The sequence below is a fragment of the Acetobacter sp. P1H12_c genome (genome assembly GCF_018811975.1).
GTDB lineage: Bacteria > Pseudomonadota > Alphaproteobacteria > Acetobacterales > Acetobacteraceae > Acetobacter > Acetobacter persici.
Window position 1 is genome coordinate 1 of record NZ_JACRVR010000017.1, and the last position, 21,698, is coordinate 21,698.

Below are 21,698 nucleotides of genomic sequence, written 5' to 3' on the forward strand. Positions count from 1 at the left end.
AGGGCCAGCATCAGGCGCGGATGATACTGCGCCTTGCCTCCCGTGCGCACTGGCACGCAGAACGCGCTCATCGGAACCCGCTCAACGGCTGCAACAATGAAATGCGCCATATCGTCAGCAGGAAGCCACGACTTCAGATCCGGTGGCAGAAGATACGGCTGAGACCGGTCAAACGGGATGAAGCTGCTCATCTCACAACCTTACAACATCACCCCTTCACAGGGTACCCCAATCCGACAGGCTGCTAGGGCCTACTCAATTGGCAAGATTTATCTGGAAACCAAGAAACGGCACCGCTTTCACGTGGAAAGCTTTCTGTGTCAGGAAGCACCGGACGGTGTGATCGCCACACTCGCCAAAACTGAGTAGTCCACCCGCCATAAAACACGGCGCGTCCTTACAGCACCAGCTTGTGCCAAGCATTTTCCGTGCCCCCGATGGTCGGAATCCCAGAGTATCTTCACATCGGCATCGCAGGGTATTTTGGCCTGTTCTCTCATGCTAAAGATCACATCCAACAGATTTTGACAGAGAACATTCAGGCATTTCTCTCAACAAGTGCTGTATATCGAGGATCATGTGACAACTCTTCTTCCCTCAGACCAGAGGGTCCCTAAAATTGTGGTCCTGATTCCCTGCTATAATGAGGAAATTACAATTACCTCTGTTGTGCAGGACTTTCGGGCAGCACTGCCTGAGACCCCTATTTACGTTTATGATAACAACTCGACGGATCAGACGGTCGCCCGCGCGCAGGCGGCGGGGGCTATCGTCCGGACGGAATCCCTTCAGGGCAAAGGCTACGTCATCCGGCGCATGTTCTCGGACATTGATGCCGACTTTTACATTCTGGTGGATGGGGATGCGACCTACGAGGCCGCAGCCGCGCCCGCCATGCTACGGCTGGCCATGGAAAACGGGCTGGATATGGTCAACGGCGCCCGCGTGACAGACCGGGTAGACGCCTACCGGCGCGGCCATGTTCTGGGCAACCGGGTTCTGACCGGCCTTGTCACCAGTGTTTTTGGCCGCAGGCTGTCTGACATGCTCACCGGCTACCGGGTTTTCTCGCGCCGGTTTGTCAAATCCTTCCCGGCTCTGTCCTCCGGGTTTGAAACGGAAACTGAATTCACGGTGCATGCGCTTGAGCAGGCCATGCCCATTGGCGAACTGCCAACCCGCTATGTCGAGCGGCCGCCGGGCTCTACCTCCAAGCTGAAAACCTACCGCGACGGCTTCCGTATTCTTGGCATGATCATCAATCTGGTCAAACAGGAACGCCCGCTGATGTTTTTCAGCATCATCAGCGGTCTCACCCTGCTGTGCGGGATCGGGCTTGGCGTCCCTGTCGTGCTGGACTTCTTCCGCACCGGGCTGGTGCCACGCCTGCCCACAGCGGTTCTGGCCACCGGACTGGTGACACTCTCAGCGTTTTCCATGGGCTGCGGCCTGATACTGGACAGCGTGGCGCTCGGGCGGCGTGAAGCCAAACGGCTCGCCTATCTTGCCCTGCCCGCTCCCCTCCGGCTGGAAAGCGCCCTGCCTGCCAGTTCCGCTCCTTCCGCCGCCGGGCACTGAGCATGGCCGTAAGCCCTGCGCAGAATTCAGAGTCCAGACAGGGGGTGCTCTTTACCTGTCTGGCGTTTATCGGGGTTGTGCTCAATCTCCGCGCCACCCTTCCGGGGTATCTGTATTCTGACTCCAAACTCATTCTCGAAGAAATAAAGACCCACAGATATAGTGACTGGCACTCCCCTTTTTACCGCTGGTTCCAGTCTTTACCGTGAAATGGGTTTCCCTGTTCCTCGGCCTCAGTCTGGCGCTCTATCTTGTTCTGCTGCCCGGACTGTTACGCGCCGGACGCGCTTTGGTACGCAACCAGCGCCCACAGGCTTCCTGAACAAAAAAACCTCTGTCCTGATCAGGACAGAGGCGGGAAAACCATGCTTGTACTGACCCGGAAAGCGCGTTCTGCGCCCTCCGGGTTTTTTGTTAGTATGTCATGGAGAGGTTGAAGAGGAATGCCCGGCCAATGGACGGCGTCACGCGGTTGCTGAACAGGTTGCTGTAGTTCAGGCGGTTATCCAGATTGTAGCCATTCATGGTGACTTTCCAGTGCTGACCAAACTGGTGAGACACCATTGCGTCAAACTCGACGTTTGCTGGCACGCGCGCCGTATTCGCCGGGTCCAGAAACACGCCTTCCCGCCATGTCACGCCACCGCCAAAGGTCAGGTTATAGGCTTCTTTGGGCGCGAACTCATACGTGGTCCAGACGGTTGCCTGATTACGCGGCACGTACTGCACCTGCTTGCCCACATCCGCCAGCGTGAGGGACGATGTTGTCTCGCTGTCATACCGCGCATAGGTCGCAATCATGTTCCAGCCTTTTACAATCTGGCCGGAGGCACTCAGTTCCAGCCCCTGGTTGCGCTGGTTGTCACTGGAGGCCGTGACATCGCCAGAGCTGGGGTCCGTCATGAGAGAGTTGCTTTTTTCCAGCCGGAACACCGCAGCCGTAAAGCCAATCCGGTCATGAAACGCTGAGTATTTTGCGCCAATTTCATACAGGTTGCTGCGTTCGGGTTTGAAGGCCGCATTCTTGGGCGTCAGCGGTTCAGAACTGTTGGTCACATACAGGCCAATCGGCGTGGTGGACTGCGCCCAGTTGAAATAGATCATGGAATGATCATTCGGCGTGTACATCAGGCTGACATTCGGGTTGAAAGTATCCTGCTTCTGGCCGAGATGCGTATCCGGTGTTGAGGCCACGCCGCCCGTTGCACTGTAGTGGCTGTCCCAATGGTCCCAGCGGAACCCGGCCCGTACGGAAAACCACGGAGCAAGCCACGCCTGTTCGGAAAAGAATGCGCCGACATCCGTGGCGTCACCCGTTTTCCATTCCTTTTTCCCCACGCTATTGGGCATGTTGGTCAGGTTGTTGGCATATTGCCCGGCGGCACCACGTTCCAGCCCCGGCACAAGCATGGACGGGTTCAGCAGGCTGGTACCCTGACGTGTGCCGTTATAGGCATAGTTCAGGCGACGATCGTAAATATGTTCCACATCCACGCCGCCAATCATCTGGTGCCGGATTGTCCCTGTGTTAAAATTCGCCACAGCAGAGGCGACGTTCTGCACAGACCAGTCATCCTGCTGGTAGGGGTTCGGCCCGCCAAGCCCGCCATTGCGGGAAATTGTGGCTGTTCCCGGATGGGAAGAAAACAGCGCCGCATTACAGACCGTGCCACACGCTTCCTGCGATGCGGAATAATACCGGCTGTAAAGCCCGCCGCGCGTATCGTTATAGACCGTGATGTGCGGGTTAACTTCCCACTTCAGGCGGCCTGTCAGCATATCATCGCTGGTATTGTCCTGATCAAACGTCGTGCCATACCAGTTGGTGCGGCTTACCCCATATTCCGTAGCCGGACGGGCATATTGCGCCCCCGGTTTTTTGACGGTCGGCACCCCGTAATCCGGAATACGGTTATCAGACTGATGGAAATATTCGATGGTATAATTAACTTTTTTACCAAGTCCGAAAATAATGGACGGCGCGATCCCCCAGCGATGGGAGTAGATATAGTCACGCCCGACCATATTATTTTCATTCCCCATGGCGGTCAGGCGCACGGCAATAGTGTCGGTAATCTTGTGGTTGAAATCCAGCGTGCCACGATAATAAGACCCGCTACCACCTGAAAAGCTCGCGCCAATATGGTTCTGCTCATTAGGCGTTTTGGTGGTGATGTTGATTGCACCACCCGTGGTGCCGTTCCCGAAGACCTGAGAGGACGGACCTTTGATCACGGTCACATGGTCATAATCAAAGGAGTCACGGGTATAGACACCAAAATCCCGCAGGCCGTTTTCATAAATATCATTCTGGGCAGCAAACCCGCGGATCAGGAACTGATCCCCGGACATCCCGCCTTCCCCCTCACCCACGGACGCCGTAATGCCCGGCACGTTCTTGAGCGCTTCATCCAGTGACTTCACGTTCTGCTGCTGCATCAGGATCTGCGGCACAACATCAATCGTCTGCGGCGTGTGCAGCACGTCCTGCGGCATGCGGCTGATGCCAATGGGCGTGCGCAGCGTGTTCATGGGGGAGGCCGTAACAACCCAGTGCTCGGACTCCGTGCCGTCCTTTTCTTTGACCAGATCCGGCCCGTGGCCCTTCGGGTTGCTCAGCACAGCCTGAGGCTGCCCGGCAAGCTTCTCTGATTTTTCAGGGGCATGAGGGGGGTGCGCAGGCTCTTTCCCCGTTGCATCATCCGCCGCCATGGCAGGAAGGGCCGTGCCGCACCCCAGAGCCAGACCAAAGGCCAGAGGAGCGGGGTGAATCCGCCGGAAAGTGTTTTTACGCATGGGATAATACAGCCTGTTATAATAAGAGCCTGAAGGTGTCGTGCTGTAACAGCGGATGATAATGATTCGCAAATTTAGATTATGCATAGCTGTCCCGCTTAAACCTTATCGCGGTCTTTCCCCGGCTTTCCCCTGCTCTTCAGTCGCCTGAGGCCGGGCGGGTTTTTCCCGCAAATCCCAGCCCCAGCAGCACAAGCCCCGCCACAAAACCGGCCCAGCCCCACACCATAAAGGGCGGTGTGAAGCTGAAACGGACCTCCGCCTGCCCCGCTGGCAGGAGGATACGTTCAAACAGGCCGTCCTCAAAAACGGGCACAACGGTCTGGCCGTTTACGCGCGCTGTCCAGCCCGCCATCATCAGTTCCCGCCGGATCAGAAAAGAGGGCGCGGCACAGTCTGTCCGCGCTTCTGTCTGGCTGGCCGCCTGCACATGGCACCCAGCCCCTGCCTCAAAATACGGGGCGGCATGCGGCAGACGATACACATCGGCTGTGGCATCGGTATAAAGCAGCTTCAGGCGGTTTTCCGGTGCAAGCGCCTCGCTGCCCGGCAGCGGGAACCCGTGCGGCACCAGAGCCAGCGCCACACCTAGTTTTTCAAAAACCTCCGGCCTTTTCGCAAGTGTGTCCGCCAGAAAAAACTGGCCGCCGGGGCGGTTGGGGGTAATGCCGTCAAACGTCACCGGGTCCACATCCGGGCCAAAATCACGCTGCATGCGCGCAATCCACGCGGCTGGCATCGGCACACCATTATGGTTGAGCGACGGCAGGCGGAAATAGGCTCCATAATTCGGCGCGATCACCCCCATAGTGACAAACCGCTGCAAGCCCAGTTCCCGCTGCACGGTTTGCAGCAGGGGCACATTGCGGGGCAGCGGGGCACGCAGGGAAAGCAGGGGAACACAGAACAGCACCAGAGCTTCCCCCAGCACCGCCGCACTCAGCAGCCCCATCCGCGCACGGGCAGAGGGCAGACGCGCGCCCCCCAGAAACGCTGCCACACACAAAGCCATCGCTACGCAGGCCAGCGCAACCGATGCAGCCTCATACCCCCATGTGGGCACCGGCCCGTGGCTGTAGGAACGCAGGGCGGCCCGTGTGGCCCCATTCAGCCACCAGGCAACGCCCACAGCCCCGCTCAGCACCAGTCCGGCCCACAGCACTGGCCGCCTGAAACGCGCCCTTACCTGCGCCGCAGGCAGATCTGCCGAAAGCCGGCACAGATCATTCATACCGAACACGGCCAGCATCAGCAGGGCCGCCTGTTCCGCCGGAAAGCACAGCCGGTAGAACACTGTGCGCCCCACACCGGGCAGCATATCCACCAGCCCTGTCAGGAGCGGCAGATTGGCCTGCTTGGCCATGCAGATCAGCACATAAGCCGCCAGCATCAGCCGGGCCGGGCGCTCACGTGCTCCAGCCAGCGCAACAAGGGCGAGAAACGGGATAACCAGCCCGATATAGCCGCCCATTGCCCACCATGCGCCAAACTGCTCGGCCTGCCCGTAAAAAAACGGGCCGTTGATGTAAGGGAACAGCGCCATGATCCAGCTTGCATCCGGCAGGCGAACATCCATCACCCCCGCATGCGGCCCGACCCATGCTTCCCGCAGGAAATCCGCAAAGGCAACCAGTTGCGGGGCCGCCAGTAACAGCGCCGTACTGCCGCCCGCCACAATACGCAGCGCGAAAGAAAGCCGCGCGGATGCAGGCTGCTGCACCAGCCGCAACACGGCCCAGCACAGGGCCAGTGTGCCAACCAGAAACGCCGTTTCCGGAAAGCCGGACAGCAGCAGATAGCCCAGCCCCAGCGCAAGCCAGCCCCAGCCTCCTGCCCCCACATGCGTTCTGGCCCGCTCAATCCCGAACAGGGCCAGTGGTAAAAAGGCCAGTGGCTGACTGGGTCCGTCCGAAGCCCAGCCATAGGTGCCATTAAAGGTATAAAGCAGCGCGCCTGCCAGCACCACGCGGGCATCCAGCCGCAAAGCGCGTAAAAACGCATACATCGCCAGCCCTGCCACCATTTGCAGAGCAATCTTCATCAGCAGCAGGCCGCCGGGCAGGCCCAGCAGCAGCACAAACGGCAGGAAGAACGCGGCGGGCTGATACTCACCGGCCAGCGGCATCCCCACCCCGCTATACGGGTTCCACCAGGGCAGGATGCCCTGCCGCCAGTCGGACGCCACAAGATGGCCCAGCGCCTGCACAATCACCCCGGCGCACCCGTCAATCCAGCCGGGCAGACCGGGCAACAGGCCACCTTCCAGCCAATCCCGCCGGGTGGTGGTGGCCACGGACAGCACGGACAGCGGGTCGGACGTCATCTGCCCCAGCAAAGCCGGGCCGAGCAGTTCAGGCAGGTGAATGACAACAGGCAGCAGCACCAGCAGCGCGACGTGCCAGAGCGGCCAGCGACGCGACGCCGGGCGGGAAAATGCGGTCTCCATAGACCGGCTTTAGCAAAAAGCAGGCGGCTCTTCTACAAGGAGGACGTGGGCTTTCCCCGCGCCCCGCGGCATGGTCAGTGATGCAGCAGAACCGGAAGAGCCGGGTGGTGCAGGACATACTCCGTCACGCTGCCCATAATGCGGTTATAGACCATGCCGTGCTGGAAGCCGCCCATTACCAGCAGATCCGCTTTTTCCGTATGGGCCGTGTCCAGCAATTGCTGCGCAATGGCATCCGCACCACTCCTGTGCGGCAGATGGGCTGTTTCATACGCCACACCGGGCAGCAGATCGGCGGGCATTGTCTCGCCTTCGGCCGAGACCACCATCACCGTATGCGCATGCGCCAGCAGCATACGGGCCGATGTAAAGGCTTTGCGGCAACTGGCGGACTCCCGCCAGGCCATCAGCACCGTGCGGCCGCACGGGCGGTCCCAGAAGGGCGGCACCAGCAGGAGCGGGCGGTTTGTCTCAAAAATGGAAGCGCGCAGGGCACGATGTTTCTGTTCACTGTCCCGCGCGTCAGGAAAGCTCATGATAATCAGTCCGGCATCGCGGCCATATCCGCTGATCATCCGCTCCACGGCAATTTCCGGGTCCAGCCAGTTGACCTCCACCGCGGAAAGCCGCCCCTCCGGAGAGCCATATTCCTGCTCCAGCCAGCGATGAAAAATGGCATGCAGCCCAACCGCCCATGTCCGCTGGTCCTGCCGCATGACAAAAATGCTTTCCTCCGTCAGCCCCATCGGGCCCCGACCATCATACGGGGGCTCACGCGCTGCCAGAACATCAATCCGGTCCCCGCCTGTCTGCCTGATCAGCGCCGCCGCCTGAGAAAGGAGTGCCACAGCCTGATCGGGCCGGTTGAGGATAACGAGGCAGCGTTCCATGCAAAAACCGTCCTTATTCTGCGCCGTCTCCGGGTTACAGCCATGCGGCAGAGGGGCTTGCCTCGCTGAGACGGTTCTGTTCCAACCCGCCATCCGCCCGCAGGTTCCCGCCACTGGCACCGTGCGGCACGCCCCAGCGCCGGTCTCTCAGGAAGGTGAAGAAAAAACGCCCCCGGCCCCCTCGCCTTTAGGGAGAAGATAAGCGAGAGTTTACTGAGGCCTGCTCGCCAGAGCCTTGTTTTTGAAAGGATAAAACACGCCGTGCTGCTGAACGTGATTGAACGGGGCCCCGAAGCGTCCTCCGACGCCCGGCCCCTTCCCCCGGTTGTTCTGCTGCATGGACTGTTTGGCCGGGCCCGCAATCTGGGGTTTGTGCAGCGCAGGCTGGCCGCCACCCGCCGCACACTGGCGCTGGATTTACGCAACCACGGGGACAGCCCCCACGGCCCCATGAGCTTCCAGATTATGGCCGATGATGTGCGGGAGACGCTGGAGCACCACAACGCCCTGCCCGCCCTGCTGCTGGGCCATTCCATGGGCGGMAAAACCGCCATGATGCTGGCCCTGCGCCACCCGGAATGCGTGCAGAGCCTGCTGGTGGTGGATATTGCCCCCGGTGAGGGCGGCTTTACCCGCATGGATGTGCCGACCGGGCTGGAAAAGCTGGACTTCCCCCCGCATCTGGACCGCGCCGGAGCGGATGCCCTGCTGCATCCGCTGATCCCGAATGAAGCCATCCGCCAGATGATGGTGCAGAACATGCGGCTGGGCGACGCTCCCGGCTGGAGCATCGGCCTTGCGGACATCATGACGGCGCTGCCCACCATCATGAGCTGGCCGGACCTGCCGCCCGGCACGCAGTATGACGGCCCGACGCTATTTATCCGCGGTGAGATCTCCCCCTATATCCAGCCCAAAAACTACCCCGCCATGCGCCGCCTGTTCCCGCACTACACGCTGGAAACCATCAGCGGCGCAGGCCACTGGGTCCATGTTGACGCCCCCAAACGCTTTGCCGAACTGGCTGAGGCTTTTGCGGGGAAGTAAGGTAGCATTTGAAAACTTCCCCGCCTTCCACGAGATAAGGCACCCCCCTTAAAGCACACCCCCACGCCTCTGCACCCATTGCCGTCTGACGGTATGGAGCAGAGCCGTGGCGATGACGGCAAACGCCAGTGCGCAAATCCAGAAAACAAGGGTGAAGCCGGTATTTTCGGCAGTCATAATGTCCAGACACAGGCTGGCCGCCAGCAGAACACCGCCCGCCCACCGCACCCACAGACGGTGCAGGGACAGCATAAAAACTGCGCAAAATTGCAGAAGTGTTCCATAAGAATCAGTCACCGTCATGCGCAGCCCTCATGGCCCGGAGCGCCTGCACGCAACAGCCTGCCAGACAGAGTGCCACCAGAGAAACACCCCATTGCACGCTGTTCCCCCACGGCGCGCTGCATAGCGCAACCGCCAGTGCAGAAAAACAGCAAAGACCTGTCAAAATCTGCCAGCTTTTCCGCGCGGGCATGAGCAGCGCCAGCAGCAGAAGCAGAAACCAGACGGCAAACACCACCTGTATTTCCCGCTCGGCCCGGTCTGGCAGCGTGACAGGTAACAGATGGTTCGTCAGAAAAAACGTGCTGAATGCAACGGGTGTGCCCGCCACCATGCCCGCATTCATCCGGTCCAGCGCAACCAGGCCCACCGTGTTCCCCCGGCGCAGGCGGCGCCTCAGCCAGAGCCTCAGCCCGCTCCCCGTCACAACAAGCAGCAGAATACCGGAGGCAAAATACAGCCAGCGTGTTGCCAGTGGCGCAAAATGGGCCACATGCAGACCGTACAGCACGGCAAACGCGGTAACAGCGGGCCGTTTTTCCTGCGTGTCAGACAGAAGTTTTCCGGTCTTCCCATCAAAACGCAGGACGTGCGTACCAAACGCCAGCCGGTCATTATTATCGCCGAGGATCACAATCGTCGCGGCACTGTCAGACGGATTATAAACGTACACCTGATTTATGCCTTCCGTTTTCAAACGGCGGGCCGCTTCCGCCAGAACCGAGGCAACAGGAGCCAGTGTACTTGCCGCCCCCGTAGCGGCCGGGGCGGACAGAGAGGGAGCCAGTGCACTCTCAAACGTGGCGGCATTGGGATAATGCGCCAGTGCCGCCCAGGGCATTAAAAGGCTGGCCAGTGTGACCGCCCCGGTAAAGGCAATGGCCAGATGGAATGGCAACGCCGCCACCCCCGCCAGATTATGCGCATCCAGCCAGCTCCGTTGCCCCTTGCCGGGCCGGAACGTGAAAAAATCCAGAAAAATCCGTCGGTGCGCCACAATGCCAGTCAGCAAAACAAACACCAGCGCAAGGGCTGCAATGCCAGCCGTCAGCCGCCCCCACGGATACGGCAACTGCAATTCAAAATGAAAACGGTAGAAAAAATCTCCGCCCAGCGTATCCCGGATCGCATCCGGGGCCCCTGTTACCGGGTCCAGCGCGCGCTGGAGAAACGCCCCGTTTTCATCCCACGCGGCCCAGCTAAATGGCGCCCGCGCCCGTGCGGGCGTGATGTACCAAGCGGACGCATGCGGCGCGTGCTGGCTCAGCCAGCCAATGGCGGCACGCGTTGCCGCGACCGGGTCCACCGGCTGCGCCCGTAATTCTGGCCGGGCCCATAAGCTGATTTCGGGACGAAACACGCTGAGCGTGCCGGACAGCGTAATGACGTAAATCAGCCATCCGGCAAAAATGCCCGCCATATCATGCACCTGCGTCATCGCGGCCCGGAAACCGGGGCGGACGCGGGAAAACCCGAGCATGGTCAGCAGTGGCCAGCCTGCCAGCCCGGCAAAAACCCCTGCCAGCACGGCATTGACGGGGGATGCGGGCAGCACCCCCGCCACAACAAAGCTCAGAAGTGCCGCAGCAGCATAGGCCAGCAGAATGACTGCGGCAGATTTCACCAGGAGAAGCCTATGCTGCCCTGCGCGTTCCGTCGTTCCCCATAATAGCAGAAGGCCTGACCATAAGAGGCATATGCCAGACAGTTTGAGACAAAATGTTTGTCAAACAGGTTTCGGACGCTGGCAGACGCTGTCCACCCATGCAGCGAGGGAGAGAGGTTGGACAGATCATACTTGATGGAGCCATCAAACAGCGCATAATTCGGCAGCCACACGCTGCCATATGTAGCCTCGCCCCCATAGGCTTTGGCCGTGTAGCGCATACCGCCACCAAACCCGAACCCTTTGAGGGACCCGGACGGCACGGTGTAGAACGCAAACAGGGACGCATTGCCCTTGCCAGACTGGATCAGCGGTTTTCCGGTGGAATCATCACGCACTTTCTGAACACTGACGGCAGCGGTCACCATCAGGCCTTTGTAAACATCCGCATGCGCCTCAAACTCAAATCCGTCAGAATGGACTTTCCCACTCTGCACGCTGTACGGCAGGCTACCGACAGAAACCAGAACATTGGTCTGCTCAATATGGAAACCAGCCGCCGTCAGCAGCACTGGCGTTCCGGGGATCTGATATTTCAGGCCACCTTCAAGCTGTTTGCCAAGAGAAGGGCTGGCCTGCCGCATGGTCTTCCCGCCATCATTTGACACAAGGCCAGACTGCGGCTGGAAAGATGTGGAATAACTGATATAGGGCGCAAGGCCGAAATCAAAGTGATACAGGCCAGACGCGCGCCATGTAATCTGGCTGGAGCGCTGCCGTGTATCAGACCCGCTAAACCGCTCAATCTGGCGGGACCGGTACCAGTCATTGCGCAGGCTGCCATTCAGAACCAGTCCGCCCCAGTGGATTTCATCCTGCCCGTACGCACCCACCTGATGTGAATCCGCCTTATAACGCGCAGCCGCCACCTGATCAGGGAAGGTCATGTGATAATTGGGGTGCAGCACGTTCAGGTCCGGTGCATCGCCCTGCGTGTACAGCTCACCCGCCTGCTGCCACATATAGTCATAACCAAACATCAGCACATGCCGCAGCGGGCCGGTGTTCACATGGCCTTTAAACTGGCTATCAAACGCCAGATTATGCACATGCTCGTTGGTGCCATAGGCATAGCGCGGCACGGTGTCCGGGCTGCTGTAATAGCCCGCATCATACGTGCTTCTCTGCTCTACCTTGATATCATCATAACGGCCGCGGGAGTTAAAGCTCCAGTCGTCATTAAAACGATGGCTAAAGATGTAGGTAAAAGCACCATGTTTGCGGTTGAACTTTTCAACCGCGACATCACCGTCATAAAAGTTACGGGGCAGATAGCCAAAGGATGCCGGTTTCAAGGAGCCTTCCAGCGGAACACCGCCATAAGTGCCGCTTTCCGGGTCATACTGGTAATTGCCGAGAATGGTGAGTGTCGTCGGGCCATCACCGCCAAAGCTGAAAGAGGGGCTTATGGAGAACCGGCGGCTGCCGGTTTTGGAGAGTTGCGTGTGCTGCCCATTCACGGTGCCATACACACGGTAGCGCACTGAACCGTTGTCAGACGCAAACCCGCCAACATCCGCATCCACACGGTAGAGATCAAACATACCGCCCGTCGTCGTGACATCACCGTAAGACCGTTGCGCCGTAGGCAGCTTGCTGGACAGGGCGGCCAGCCCGCCTGGGCTGGACTGCCCATACAGTGCGGATGCCGGGCCTTTCAGCAACTCCACCCGCTCCAGCCGGAACGTGTCAGTCTGCCCCACTGCATAACCCGTGGGGCTGTCCTGCATCTTCAGACCATCGAGGAACGTGGGAACACTGAAGCCACGGAGCAGAAACTGGTCATACCGCGTGCCAATCCCGCCGCGCAGATCCGGCGTGATGCCTGCCGCATAACGCACCGCCTGATTGAGGCTCAGCACGCCCCGCACATTCATCTCATTCCGGGTGATAACGGAGACAGACTGCGCCGTTTCAATCAGCGGCGTATCGCTTTTGGTCGCGGAGGATGCCGTTGTGGCAAGCCTGCGCCCCTGCACGTTAATGGCTTCCGCCGCCGCGGCGCGATCTGCGGTTTTTGCTCCCGTTTTCCCGCCAGCTTTCCGGGCAGAGGTTTGAGGAGACTGCTGGGCAGGCCGTTTAATAACAGAGGATTTTCTGGAAGGATCCTTTGCCTCAGGTTCAGCAGCAAGAAGAGGCTGGGTGGCGCAGGTCACCCCCAGCACGACAAAAAGGCAGGCAGTACGAGACACGGCTTTCTTTCTCCCACGAAGTCCCTGCCGCTTACATGAAGATGCGAATTATTTGCAATTACTATTTAGCAATAGTCTAAAAAATGCTTCATCTCTGCGTATTCGCACTGGCCGGGAACACGCTTGCGTAAACCCCGGCCAGATACGTGCGGCCCCCGCGCTGTCCTTTTAAAGCCCCAGCCCGTCAACCGTTTTTCCGGCAAGATCCAGCGCTACGGCTTCCGCAATCCGGATACCGTCAATCCCTGCGGACAGAATACCGCCAGCATAGCCAGCGCCTTCCCCTGCCGGATACAGGCCGGGCGTGCTGAGAGACTGACCATCCGCCCCACGGGGAATCCGCAACGGGGAGGAGGTGCGCGTTTCTACCCCGGTCATTACCGCATCTTCCATCGCAAAGCCTTTCAGCTTGCGGTCAAACAACGGCAGGGCTTCACGCAGGGCCGCCACGGCAAAGTCCGGCAGGCAGGTGGACAGGTCCGCGGGCGTCACGCCCGGTTTGTAGGACGGCACGACCGCCCCCAGCGTGGTGGATGGGCGACCGGCCAGAAAATCCCCCACCCGCTGCGCCGGAGCCTTGTAGGAACGGCCCCCGGCTTCAAACGCCTTGCGCTCCCAGTGGCGCTGGAAGGCCATACCTGCCAGCGGATCATCCGGGTAATCCTCGCCGGGGCGCAGGTCGACCACCATGCCGGAATTGGCGTTGCGTTCCGCGCGGGAATACTGGCTCATGCCGTTCGTCACCACCTGTCCTTCTTCGGACGTCGCGGCCACCACGGTTCCACCGGGGCACATGCAGAAGGAATAGACGCCGCGCCCGTTGCTGGCATGGTGCACCAGCCGGTATTCCGCAGCGCCCAGCAGCGGGTTTCCGGCACTCGGGCCAAACTGGGCCGTATCAATCACGGATTGCGGGTGTTCAATGCGGACCCCAATTGAGAACGGCTTGGCCTGCATCTGCACACCTGCCTGCTGCAACATGGCAAACGTGTCCCGCGCACTGTGGCCCACGGCCATTACCACATGGTCTGTAGCAATCACCTCACCCTCAGCCGTGCGCACCCCTTTCACGCGCTGCGTGCCCTCTTCCAGCACCAGCCCGTCCACCCGGGTGCCAAAACGATACTCGCCCCCGGCGGCCTCAATTTCCGCGCGGATATGTTCCACCATGGAGACAAGCCGGAAGGTGCCGATATGCGGATGCGCCAGATACAGAATTTCTTCCGGCGCCCCGGCCTTTACAAATTCTTCCAGCACCCGGCGGCCCAGAAAACGCGGGTCCCGCACCTGACTATACAGCTTGCCGTCCGAGAACGTCCCGGCCCCGCCCTCACCAAACTGCACGTTGCTCTCAGGCGTCAGCACTCCTTTGCGCCACAGCGCGAACGTATCCACCGTGCGCTCACGCACCACCTTGCCGCGTTCCAGAACAATCGGGCGCAAACCCATCTGCGCCAGCGTGAGCGCCGCCATAAAACCACATGGCCCGGCCCCGATCACAACAGGGCGCAGATACCCCGGCTTACCGGCCAGCGCCGCGCCATCCGCCACCGGCGGGGTCCAGCGCATGTCAGGTGCGATGGTAACATGCGGGTCTTTTGGGTGCGCCGCCCGGTAGCGCGCCAGCACGGCGGCTTCCTCCTTCACAGCGCAATCCACCGTGTAGACCAGAATAATCGCACTGCGCCGCCGCGCATCATGCCCACGCCGGAACACGGTAAAATGCTCCAGCGCATCCGGCGCGATATCAAGGCGCGCCCGGATGGCCTCTTTCAGAGCCTCGGGGGGATGGTCCAGCGGAAGCCGCAGTTCGGTCAGTCTGAGCATGGCGCGACCTTTATCACATGTGTATAGACAATTCAGGGGCTTTCCCTATGCCGGACAGCGTCCGGACGCAACGGGCACGCCCCCGCCAACCCGCAAGGACATGCCATGTCTCAGCCACCGCCCGCGTCCTCCGGCCCGCATACGGACCAGTCCTTCTGCACAGCGCAGGACCATCCGCCTGCGCCAGATTCCGCACACGGTCTGCCCTGTGGCCCCGCTGCCTGTGGCTCCTCCGCGCACGATCAGCCAGCCACCCCGACAGGCGGAGAAAACCCCGGCGCGGCCGCCACCTGCGGACATAACCATGACGACCATGATCATGATGCCCACGGCGCTGCGGACCCTGCACATGATGGCGGCCTGCACGGGCACGGGCACGGGCATGAGCATGACGATGATCACACCCATGATCATCACGGGCATAATCACGATGGACATGATCATGGCGGCCACACGCATGACGGGCACGATCATCACCACGGGTTCGGGCATCATCATGTACATACGCCCGCCTCATTCGGCGTGGCGTTTGCCATCGGGATTGTGCTGAACACCGTCTATCTGGGGGCGGAGGCGCTATGGGGTGTCATGTCCCACTCGCTGGCCCTGCTGGCGGATGCTGGCCATAACCTGTCGGACGTTCTGGCGCTGGCGGCAGCATGGCTGGCGCAGCATCTGTCCGCAAAATCGCCCTCCGCGCGCTTTACCTACGGGCTGCGGCGTTCCTCCATTCTGGCGGCCCTCGCCAATGCGGTCATTCTCATGCTGGTGACGGGCGGCGTGGCGTGGGAATCCATCCAGCGCCTGTTCCACCCGGCCCCGGTGGCTGGCTGGACCATGATGAGTGTCGCCGCCATCGGGATTCTGGTGAATGGCGGTATAGCCCTGCTGTTTGCCTCCGGGCAGAAGCACGACATTAATATTCGCGGGGCGTTCCTGCACATGGCCTCGGACGCGCTGACCTCTCTGGCCGTGGTGATTGCGGGCGGGCTGGTCCTGCTGACCGGCCTGACATGGATTGATCCTGCCATCAGCCTCGCCATTTCCGTCGTGGTGGTGCTGGCCACATGGTCCCTGCTGCGCGATTCACTGGATATGGCGCTGGATGGCGTGCCCCGCTCCGTGGACCGGGACAGCGTGGAGGACTTCCTGCGCGCCCAGCCCGGTGTTGCGGACCTGCATGACCTGCACATCTGGCCCATGAGCACGACGGAAACCGCCCTCACGGTGCATCTGGTCCGCGCGGCCAGCCTGCCTGCCGGGCAGACGGAAACGCTGCTGCTGCAAAGCACCGTTGCCACCCTGCGCACCCGCTTTGGCATTGTGCACCCCACGGTGCAGATTGAAAGCGCGGACTATCACCCGCCCTGCCACCTGACAGACCCGCATACAGTCTGATATCAGTCCCCCATGCAGCTCCCCCTCCCCCAAAGCAATAAAAGCATTGCCCTGTGCAGTCTGGCCGTCAGTGTGGTGGCGCTGGGGTTGAAATACGCGGCCTATGCCCTCAGTGGCAGCGTGGCGCTCTATTCAGATGCGGTGGAAACCATCATCAATGTGGTGTCCGCCATCGGCGGATTGTGGGCACTCAGTGTCGCTGCGCGCCCGGCAGACCACAACCACACCTACGGGCATTACAAGGCGGAATATCTCTCCGCTGTGGCGGAAGGCTCACTGGTGCTGGTCACCGCGTTTGTGATCGGGCGGGAAGCGGTGGAAGGCCTGCTGCACCCGCACCCGGTCAGCGCCTCGTATCTCGGCATCCTGCTCAATGCGGCGGCGACAGTCGTTAATCTGATCTGGGGGCTGACACTGGTGCATGCCGGGCGCGCCCGCCGCTCTCCCGCTCTGCAGGCCGGGGGCCAGCATGTGCTGTCCGATGTGTGGACCGGCGTAGGGCTGGTGGCCGGGCTGCTGCTGATCCCGCTGACGGGCTGGATGTGGCTGGACGCAGCCCTCGCGGGCCTGATTGCGCTCAACGTCCTGCGCGTGGGCTGGGAGATGATGCGGGAGTCCATCGCGGGCCTGATGGATGAAGCCCCGGCCCCGGAAACACTGGATGATATCCGCGATATTATCGCCACCAACGGGCGCGGCGCGATTGAAGCGCATGATATCCGCACCCGCATTGTCGGGGCTGTTACGTTTCTGGAATTCCATCTGGTTGTGCCCGGCAGCATGACGGTGGAAGAAGCCCACGAGATCTGTGACCGGATTGAAGCAGGTCTGCGCAGCAAAATGGGCGATACGCTGGTGCATATTCATGTCGAGCCGGACAACATGGCCAAGCATGAAGGCATTGTGTTCTGGCCGCGCCCTGCGACCGAGTCTGCATCACGCTAAATCAGCCGCTTTTCTGCCGTGCGGTGTTTATGGTTTTCAGTCTTACGACAGGGTTTTTACGCAGTATTCCCGCCCAGTCTCCCGCCTGACGCATATGACTCTGCCCCGACATGCGTTTTATTAATACAGTGCGTGTATAAAACCAGACAACGCTTTCCTCACATCCAAGGCGTGTTAGAAGACCCCTACCCTTCTCAGCCGATCAGGATTGTCCATGTCTGCCAGCGTGCCCGTCACGTCCGCCCAGCTCCGCCATTTACGGGAACAGGCAAAAGCCGGCACGGTAAACTGGCGGCGCAAGCTGATCTACTGGTCCGGCGCGGTGATGGTCGGCGTAGTGGCGGTTGCATTTGCGTTTCTGGCCGATAAGGCGGCGGGGCTGCGCAGCCAGATCATCGCGTTCAGCCCCTGGCTGATGCTGGTTGTCACCCCCGGCGGGCTGGCTCTGTCCACATGGCTGACGCGTACATGGTTCCGGGGGGCACAGGGCAGCGGTATTCCGCAGGCCATTGCCTGCATGCACCTGAATGACTTCCGCATTGTAGACAAAGTGCTGGCGCTGAAAATTGCGCTGGCCAAAATCTTCCTCACCTGTCTGGGCCTGCTCTCGGGCGGTTCCATCGGGCGTGAGGGGCCGACGGTGCAGGTCGGCGCTTCCATCATGCACACGGTCGGGCGGTTTATGGGCGTGCATGACCCCATCAAGCAACGCGCTCTGATCAAAGCAGGCGGGGCCGCCGGTGTGGCCGCGGCATTCAACACGCCTCTGGCAGGCATTGTGTTTGGCATTGAAGAGCTGGCCCATTCCTATGAGCAGCGCACCAGCGGCACCATGCTGACCTGTGTGGTGATTGCCGGTGTAACTGCCATCGCCATGGTGGGGAACTATACCTATTTCGGCCATACCAGTTCCGTGGTGCCGGTTGGAGCAAGCTGGCTGGCGGTGCTGACCTGCGGCATTCTGGGCGGGCTGAGTGGTGGCTCCTTTTCCGCCCTGCTGATCCGCATCTCACGCGGTATTCCGGGCCGGATGGGCAAGTTCATCGCCCAGCATCCCATTCTGTTCTCGGCCCTGTGCGGGCTGGTTCTGGCCATTATCGGCCTGCTTTCCGGCGGCATGAGCTACGGCACGGGCTATGTGCAGGCGCGCGATATCATCATGGGGTCCGGGGATTATCCGGCCTCCTATTTCGTACTGAAATTTCTGGCCACCATCGTTTCCTACTGCTCCGGGATTCCGGGCGGGCTGTTTGCGCCTTCCCTGTCCGTGGGGGCTGGCATGGGCGGCTGGGTGGCACAGTATCTGCCCCATACCTCGCCCGGCGCGGTCGTTCTGCTGGGCACGGTGGCGTATTTTGCCGCCGTGACACAGGCACCGCTGACAGCCACCGTCATTGTCATGGAAATGTGTGATAACCAGCAGATCACCCTTGCTCTGCTGGCCAGCGCTTTTCTGGCATTTGGTGTCTCACGCGCCCTGTGCAGCCATGCGCTCTATGGCGCGCTGGCCGTCCGCTTCCTGCGCTCCGCAGACCCGCGCCCCAACAGTTCCACACCGCCCAACCCGGCAACGGACACGATGGGCCGCAACCAGTAAATAAGCGCGGCATACAGAGAGAGCCCGCATCCTCCCGCACACGAAAAAGCCTACCTTTCCATAAGAAAAGGCAGGCTCTCTGAGTTTATTTCATGAGCACGACAGAATGGAGCGTTTCCTTCTGTCTCTCAGGAAGGCCTCGTCTGCCATCAGCGGCCCGCCTTTTTGAGCATCGGACCGCTGAGAGCAAGACGTGTTCAGGATACAGCGCGATCCTGCGCCGCAGCCTGCTGGACGCGATACGGGCCACCGGCCAGCACCTCAACCATCAGCATCCCGAATGCCCTAGGCTTCCGCGCGCCCAGAGACAGCAGGGCGTTGCCGTTGGTCCAGCGTGCGCTCTGCCCGGCTTCCGCGACATGCCAGCCTGCGTTGATCAGTGTCCCCGCTGCCGGTTCCAGAATACGGGCATCTGCACGGTTGCCGTCCTGCAGCATCATGCGCCCGACCAACACACCCAGCATACGGCGATCATCCACAAACGGGCCAATGGTATCCACCGGGCGGCTGGCGTGGGACACCAGACGGACAGTCTGCACATGCGGCGGCACGATAAAGATGGCCTGCCCGTTATGCGTGCGGGCTTTGTTAATGATGGCACCGCTTTCCGTCACCAGATGCAGGTCAGGGTCTGTTGTCAGAACGGCCTCTTCCACAGGGGTCGTCACGTCGGACTGAGCAGCCCGCAGCTTTTCTGCCCGCAGGGCCAGAGACTGGTGCAGCGGCTCAACAGCCTCACGCGCCGTCATCAGCGGAGCGGCGGCATCATCAGCCCAGTTGCGTGCCAGACCGGGGATCCGCACAACCGTGCCAGCCTGACGGAAGGCCCGGCGGTTGCCCGTATCCAGATAGCTTTCCGTCAGCGCACCGTCAGCCATGATGACCGCATGCTGCTCGGTTTCCACATGGTAGTAGGTATAAGCGCGGATCGTCTGGTCATAGGCAATGGTTTCCCCATTCACCAGCATACGCACCGGCACAAACTGCCCGTCCAGATACAGGCAATGTTCCGGAGTAATCAGCAGATCCTTGCTGGGTACGCCGTCTGCCAGAGCCCCCTGACGCACACGGACCGGCCAGCCAGCTTCATCCAGCGGCAGACCGGGGCGCACGTCCGCCTTGCGAGAGCCAACCCAGATAACCTGCTGCGCAACAGGCTCGCCGTTTTTAAACGTCAGCAGGCTATCGCCCACCTGCACGTCTTCAACCGCAATGTCGCCCGTGGGCGTGCTGAGCACTGTTCCGGCCAGAAAGCAGACAGACCCGACAGCTTCAATGCTCAGGGATTTGCCATCGCTGGACACAGTGAGAGGACCAGCAGCACTGGTGGAGTAATTGCCGATTGCAAAATTATCCCCGTCCACGCTCACGGTCGCAATTGTCGCCTTGTTTGCGTCATAGACGGTGATGGTCTGGGACCCAAAGGCGTTGCTAATAGAATAACTTGCTGGCGTGGAAGACAGGTTTTCGAAAGAAATATAATCCTTGGCCGCATCAAACCCCTTGATCGTCGTTGAGGAAAGATCCAGCAGAGTGCCGCCAGCATTGGCAATAAAAGTCCCACCGCCCTTACCAAAGCTGATGATCGAACCGTTCAGAAGAGAGATAATACCAGCGCCGTTGCTGAAGGTGCCGCCATTGGTCAGATTAACTGTTGACCCCGAAAGCGCCCCTGCCACAAGGTTGTTTCCCATGGTGGCTGTGCCGCCATCCACATTCACCGTGACACCACTGAGAAGGGAAACACCTGTCGTGATGGTCGCTGTACCGCCGACGTAAATTGTTGAACCACTGAGCGCGGAAAGCACTGTAGTAACTGAGCCAGATACTCCTGGCGGAACGACATAATCGCCTCCACCGATACCAAACAATGAAATGATCGCGAGTTTACCACCATTTTTTGTAAGGACGTTCCCGCTGCTCAAGGTTCCCAGATCCGTGATTGTTCCGCCCGGATCCTTGATCGTTACGGTGTAAGAAGAAGGGTTACCAAACAAGTCAGTATCCGCAACATTAACAGAGTAAACAACTCCTGAAGAATTTGGGTTATCATTCATATGAGGTTGATGGAGCCTAAGTGGGGCTCCATCCTGTGAAGTGCATATGGGGTTGATTTAAGCCGCCGGTCTCATCCTCCCCGGCATAAGCTTCGCCAGCTTGGCGAGCCCTTTCGGCGTCACGCGAACCTGTTCAGAGACCTTCTCCGAACCATCAGGGCGCAGAACTGTTGTGATCTTATGTTCCAGATCGCCGTTTGTAGTGTGCGACTGATAGCCGAGCCAGTTCGGTGAGCCGGGGCGCTTGTAGATCCATCCATTGTGCGACAGCCAGTCGAACAGGTCTTTCGGACGAACCTGCAACGCTTTGGCGGCCTCGGTGATGCTGAGGCTGCCGTCTGCACCTGCAATCCGATCATGAGCCTCAGCCTTGGGCTGAACGACCGCAAGCTGTGCTTTCTGCCGTTCGACTGTGGCTTGCAGGATCGTCATGGCACGTAGCGCCAGTTCCTCCGGCGTCTCCTCCGGGGCCGCGACCATGTATCCGCCAGTCTTGCGGATCGACGGGATGACCTCGCTGGTGATCCACTTCTTGAACCGCTTAGCGGCAGGCTTACGACTGGTCAGCACGAGCGACCACAGGCCGGACTCGTTGATGACGCATGTGTCCTGCGCTCGACCGATGGCATCCATAATCCGGATGTCATCTTTTTCATCGGCATCAAGGCGCGAATTTGCGTTCCCGACGTTGGCAATACCCAGAACTGAGCACACATCAGATAGTACCCACCAAGGTTCACCGCCCCGCTCGTTAACGCGGACTTCTGTTCCTTCGAAGCTGAAGGGGATCAGGTTCTCCGTCATGCTGCGTCTCCTGTAATCACGCGAAGGGACGCGCGAACGGCCTGCTTCCGATTGCGACGCTCAAGGCGAGCGCACAGATCCTGAAGCATATCCAAGGTAGATTCATCTTTGCGGATTGTCGGTTTCTGAGGAGCCGAAAAGACAAGTTTGAGATGAGGGCGGCGTGATGTTTT

Annotated in this window: 14 protein-coding genes and 1 pseudogene; 5 read left to right on the forward strand and 10 right to left on the reverse strand. The window is 60.2% G+C overall.

Annotated features, from left to right (window positions below; genetic code table 11):
- Nucleotides 1-191 (reverse strand): annotated as a pseudogene (locus KP699_RS09860) (IS5/IS1182 family transposase); the annotation flags it as partial.
- A gap of 388 nt (nt 192-579) precedes the next feature.
- Between KP699_RS09860 and KP699_RS09865 the strand changes: the two are divergent.
- A complete protein-coding gene (locus KP699_RS09865; protein WP_215762499.1) occupies nt 580-1,578 on the forward strand; it encodes a glycosyltransferase family 2 protein in 999 nt (332 codons plus the stop codon).
- 414 nt (nt 1,579-1,992) lie between these two features.
- Here the strand turns inward: KP699_RS09865 and KP699_RS09870 are convergent, their stop codons facing one another.
- From KP699_RS09870 to KP699_RS09880, 3 genes are all read right to left on the reverse strand, one after another.
- Complete coding sequence (locus KP699_RS09870) at nt 1,993-4,374, reverse strand: TonB-dependent siderophore receptor (protein WP_215762470.1); 2,382 nt, start codon at nt 4,372-4,374, stop codon at nt 1,993-1,995.
- A 139-nt stretch (nt 4,375-4,513) separates the two neighbouring features.
- A complete protein-coding gene (locus KP699_RS09875) occupies nt 4,514-6,820 on the reverse strand; it encodes a hypothetical protein (protein WP_215762471.1) in 2,307 nt (768 codons plus the stop codon).
- A 74-nt stretch (nt 6,821-6,894) separates the two neighbouring features.
- The gene (locus tag KP699_RS09880) at nt 6,895-7,710 is read right to left on the reverse strand and encodes a universal stress protein (RefSeq protein WP_077930361.1); all 816 of its coding nucleotides are present in this window, start codon (nt 7,708-7,710) and stop codon (nt 6,895-6,897) included.
- Nucleotides 7,711-7,971: 261 nt separating this feature from the next.
- Between KP699_RS09880 and KP699_RS09885 the strand changes: the two genes are divergently transcribed.
- Complete coding sequence (locus tag KP699_RS09885) at nt 7,972-8,757, forward strand: alpha/beta fold hydrolase (protein WP_215762472.1); 786 nt, start codon at nt 7,972-7,974, stop codon at nt 8,755-8,757.
- 48 nt (nt 8,758-8,805) lie between these two features.
- On the opposite strand, the gene KP699_RS09890 is transcribed toward KP699_RS09885, so the two are convergent.
- From KP699_RS09890 to KP699_RS09905, 4 genes are all read right to left on the reverse strand, one after another.
- Nucleotides 8,806-9,060: a DUF3325 family protein gene (locus KP699_RS09890; RefSeq protein WP_215762473.1), complete on the reverse strand. Its 255-nt coding sequence runs from the start codon at nt 9,058-9,060 to the stop codon at nt 8,806-8,808.
- On the reverse strand, nt 9,047-10,663 hold the full coding sequence (locus KP699_RS09895) for a PepSY-associated TM helix domain-containing protein (RefSeq protein WP_308164907.1): 1,617 nt from the start codon (nt 10,661-10,663) through the stop codon (nt 9,047-9,049). The genes KP699_RS09890 and KP699_RS09895 overlap by 14 nt, the downstream gene beginning before the upstream one ends.
- Nucleotides 10,660-12,897, reverse strand: a complete 2,238-nt coding sequence (locus tag KP699_RS09900) for a TonB-dependent siderophore receptor (protein ID WP_237591848.1) — start codon at nt 12,895-12,897, stop codon at nt 10,660-10,662. The genes KP699_RS09895 and KP699_RS09900 overlap by 4 nt, the downstream gene beginning before the upstream one ends.
- A gap of 168 nt (nt 12,898-13,065) precedes the next feature.
- Complete coding sequence (locus KP699_RS09905; RefSeq protein ID WP_215762474.1) at nt 13,066-14,724, reverse strand: NAD(P)/FAD-dependent oxidoreductase; 1,659 nt, start codon at nt 14,722-14,724, stop codon at nt 13,066-13,068.
- A 105-nt stretch (nt 14,725-14,829) separates the two neighbouring features.
- Here KP699_RS09905 and KP699_RS09910 point away from each other — a divergent pair, with 105 nt between their 5' ends.
- From KP699_RS09910 to KP699_RS09920, 3 genes are all read left to right on the forward strand, one after another.
- Nucleotides 14,830-16,122 carry a cation diffusion facilitator family transporter gene (locus KP699_RS09910; RefSeq protein WP_215762475.1) on the forward strand — a complete coding sequence of 431 codons (1,293 nt, stop codon included), beginning with the start codon at nt 14,830-14,832 and terminating at the stop codon, nt 16,120-16,122.
- A gap of 12 nt (nt 16,123-16,134) precedes the next feature.
- Nucleotides 16,135-17,067, forward strand: coding sequence for a cation diffusion facilitator family transporter (locus KP699_RS09915; protein WP_086655107.1), 933 nt, complete (start codon nt 16,135-16,137; stop codon nt 17,065-17,067).
- Between the two features lie 214 nt (nt 17,068-17,281).
- Nucleotides 17,282-18,664 (forward strand): chloride channel protein, encoded by a 1,383-nt coding sequence (locus tag KP699_RS09920; protein WP_077930367.1) that lies wholly within the window; start codon nt 17,282-17,284, stop codon nt 18,662-18,664.
- Nucleotides 18,665-18,861: 197 nt separating this feature from the next.
- Here the strand turns inward: KP699_RS09920 and KP699_RS09925 are convergent, their stop codons facing one another.
- Both KP699_RS09925 and KP699_RS09930 read right to left on the reverse strand, forming a co-directional pair.
- Nucleotides 18,862-20,472: a Hint domain-containing protein gene (locus tag KP699_RS09925; RefSeq protein WP_215762476.1), complete on the reverse strand. Its 1,611-nt coding sequence runs from the start codon at nt 20,470-20,472 to the stop codon at nt 18,862-18,864.
- Between the two features lie 306 nt (nt 20,473-20,778).
- Nucleotides 20,779-21,525, reverse strand: a complete 747-nt coding sequence (locus KP699_RS09930; RefSeq protein WP_215762477.1) for a phage antirepressor KilAC domain-containing protein — start codon at nt 21,523-21,525, stop codon at nt 20,779-20,781.
- Nucleotides 21,526-21,698: the final 173 nt, after the last annotated feature.

Coding starts and splice junctions, on each gene's coding strand:
- KP699_RS09875 (WP_215762471.1), bottom strand. CDS start 6,820: ATGGAGACCGCATTTTCCCGCCCGGCGTCGCGTCGCTGGCCGCTCTGG.
- KP699_RS09910 (WP_215762475.1), top strand. CDS start 14,830: ATGTCTCAGCCACCGCCCGCGTCCTCCGGCCCGCATACGGACCAGTCC.
- KP699_RS09915 (WP_086655107.1), top strand. CDS start 16,135: ATGCAGCTCCCCCTCCCCCAAAGCAATAAAAGCATTGCCCTGTGCAGT.
- KP699_RS09905 (WP_215762474.1), bottom strand. CDS start 14,724: ATGCTCAGACTGACCGAACTGCGGCTTCCGCTGGACCATCCCCCCGAG.
- KP699_RS09880 (WP_077930361.1), bottom strand. CDS start 7,710: ATGGAACGCTGCCTCGTTATCCTCAACCGGCCCGATCAGGCTGTGGCA.
- KP699_RS09920 (WP_077930367.1), top strand. CDS start 17,282: ATGTCTGCCAGCGTGCCCGTCACGTCCGCCCAGCTCCGCCATTTACGG.
- KP699_RS09870 (WP_215762470.1), bottom strand. CDS start 4,374: ATGCGTAAAAACACTTTCCGGCGGATTCACCCCGCTCCTCTGGCCTTT.
- KP699_RS09890 (WP_215762473.1), bottom strand. CDS start 9,060: ATGACGGTGACTGATTCTTATGGAACACTTCTGCAATTTTGCGCAGTT.
- KP699_RS09930 (WP_215762477.1), bottom strand. CDS start 21,525: ATGACGGAGAACCTGATCCCCTTCAGCTTCGAAGGAACAGAAGTCCGC.